We start from the raw sequence: 2200 nt of genomic DNA on the forward strand, positions 1-2200 counted from the left end.
GTTGGACCGGCTGGTGGGCCATTACGGGATCGACAGGATGGAGTGATTGATCATGTGCGGATCGTTGATGTTGTTGCTGCCGGTGTGTGCGCTGCTGGGGGCCTGCGGGCCGAAGGCGGTTTCGCTGGGCCGCGTGGGCGGCGCGCCGCCATCACTGTTGGTGGGCACCAGGCTGTTGACCGCCGACGGCAACAGCCTGGGCGAAGCGGAACTGCTGCAAATGGCGGCCGGTGTTCAGTTGATCGTGCGGGTGCAGGGCCTGCCTGCCGGGGATTATGCCATGCATCTTCATGCGGTTGGCCGCTGCGTGGGGCCGGATTTCACCAGCGCCGGGCCGCATTACAATCCGGGCGGCAAGCAGCACGGCCGCGACAATCCGATGGGCGCCCACGCCGGCGATCTGCCCAACATCAGCATCGATGCCAAGGGTGTTGGCGATGTGAACATCATGCTCGATGGGCTGCGGCTGGCCGACGGGGACAGCCGGTTGCTGGATGCCGACGGCGCTGCGTTGATGCTGCATGCCAAGCCGGATGATTATCGCAGCGATCCGGCTGGCAATGCCGGTGCGCGCATCGTCTGCGGCGAGTTGCGGCCTGCGGCTAATTGAAGATCACTGCGGGCCGATCTGCAACCGATGGGGCGACTGACGGGTCTTGAACCCGCGACCTCTGGTACCACAAACCAGCGCTCTAACCAACTGAGCTACAGTCGCCATGACCTTTCGGTAGGGAGGGCGAGATAACCGAGGCCGGGCGGGCTGGCAAGCTGGATTTGCGGGCGGGCAGCACATCATCAGCAGTTGCACGGCTTTGAAATCTTATTACAGAGATCGGCAACATTCTAACGGCGGGACGTGCGCATGACTATCGCTGCTGATCTGGACCTGGTGAGTTTGGCGGCCTTTGACGCCAGCAGTGCCGCGGGCTTTGATGGCCACGAACAGGTTGCGTTGGTGCGCCATGCCCGCAGCGGCCTGCATGCGGTGGTGGCGATCCACTCCACCCATCTTGGGCCGGCAGCCGGCGGTGTGCGGCGCTGGGCCTATGCCAGCGAGGGGGAGGCCCTAACCGACGCTCTGCGCCTGTCGCGCGGCATGAGCTACAAGAACGCCATGGCCGGCCTGGCGGCGGGCGGCGGCAAGGCGGTAGTGATTGCAGGCGCACCAAAGACCGATGCGCTGTTGCAGGCCTTTGGTGACGCGGTGGCGCAATTGGGCGGCCGCTATGTCACTGCAGAAGATGTCGGCATGACCGATGCCGATATGGTCGTGGTGGCGCAGCGCACCGCGCATGTTGCGGGCTTGCCGGCGGCGGCGGGCAGCGTGGGCGGCAATCCAGGGCCGTTCACAGCGCGCGGTGTGTTGGCCGGCCTGCGAGCTGCGGTGCGCCACAAACTGGGCCGCGATGATCTGGCCGGATTGCATATCGCCGTGCAAGGCGTGGGCAGTGTTGGCGGCGCGCTGGCGCGGGCTTTGGCTGGTGCTGGCGCGCGGCTGACCCTGGCTGATCTTGACCCGGCGCGCGCGGCGGCGCTGGCGGCTGACTTGGGCGCGGTGCATGTGCCGGTGGCAGAGATCATGGCCGTTGCCGCCGATGTGTTCAGCCCCAATGGGATGGGCGCGATCCTGACCGAGCACAGCATTGCCGCACTGGACGTCGCGGTGGTGGCCGGCGCTGCCAACAACCAGCTCGCCACCGCGGCAGACGGCGCGCGGCTGGCGGCACGCGGCATATTATATGCGCCCGATTATGTGATCAACGCTGGCGGCATCATTTCGGTGGTGGCGGAATATCTCGCGGCCACGCACGGCAAGCCGGCGGCGCTGGGCGAAGTGAATGCGCAGGTTGATGCAATCGGGCCGCGGCTGAGCCAGTTGTTTGCCGATGCGGATGCGCAGGGGCTGGCCACGGACGTGGTGGCGGACCGCACGGCCCAAATGCTGATTGGCCGCTGATCGGGCGTTAATAATCGCGTTTCCAGCGCACGCCGGCGCTGGTGCCGCCCAGTGTGGCCACCGAACTGAGCACCGACAAGGAGCGTGTCAGCCCGATTTCAATGCTGGTGGCAGTGTAGCCGCCGGCATCAGTGGCCAATTCGACATAGACATTGCGGCCCAGATATTGCCCGGCGGCAAATGTCGTGCGCCGCCCCATGGCCAGATCGGCGGGCAGGATGCGCAGCCGATCAATGCCCAGCC

The 2200-nt window shown here is 66.0% G+C and carries 3 protein-coding genes and 1 tRNA gene; 2 read left to right on the forward strand and 2 right to left on the reverse strand.

Going from position 1 to position 2200, the window contains the following annotated elements; translation table 11 throughout:
- The first annotated feature begins 67 nt into the window (after nucleotides 1-67).
- Nucleotides 68-610, forward strand: a complete 543-nt coding sequence (locus ABWP50_RS05580) for a superoxide dismutase family protein (protein ID WP_353217023.1) — start codon at nucleotides 68-70, stop codon at nucleotides 608-610.
- A 28-nt stretch (nucleotides 611-638) separates the two neighbouring features.
- Here ABWP50_RS05580 and ABWP50_RS05585 read toward each other — a convergent pair.
- Nucleotides 639-715, reverse strand: a tRNA-His gene (locus ABWP50_RS05585).
- Between the two features lie 147 nt (nucleotides 716-862).
- On the opposite strand from ABWP50_RS05585, the gene ABWP50_RS05590 reads away from it, so the two are divergent.
- Nucleotides 863-1957 (forward strand): Glu/Leu/Phe/Val dehydrogenase dimerization domain-containing protein, encoded by a 1095-nt coding sequence (locus tag ABWP50_RS05590; RefSeq protein ID WP_353217002.1) that lies wholly within the window; start codon nucleotides 863-865, stop codon nucleotides 1955-1957.
- 7 nt (nucleotides 1958-1964) lie between these two features.
- Here the strand turns inward: ABWP50_RS05590 and ABWP50_RS05595 are convergent.
- Nucleotides 1965-2200 (reverse strand): translocation/assembly module TamB domain-containing protein (locus tag ABWP50_RS05595; RefSeq protein WP_353217003.1); only part of this gene is annotated, 236 nt, incomplete at its 5' end.

This window comes from Sandarakinorhabdus sp., assembly GCF_040398645.1.
GTDB lineage: Bacteria > Pseudomonadota > Alphaproteobacteria > Sphingomonadales > Sphingomonadaceae > Sandarakinorhabdus.

Coding starts and splice junctions, on each gene's coding strand:
- ABWP50_RS05580 (WP_353217023.1), top strand. CDS start 68: ATGTTGTTGCTGCCGGTGTGTGCGCTGCTGGGGGCCTGCGGGCCGAAG.
- ABWP50_RS05590 (WP_353217002.1), top strand. CDS start 863: ATGACTATCGCTGCTGATCTGGACCTGGTGAGTTTGGCGGCCTTTGAC.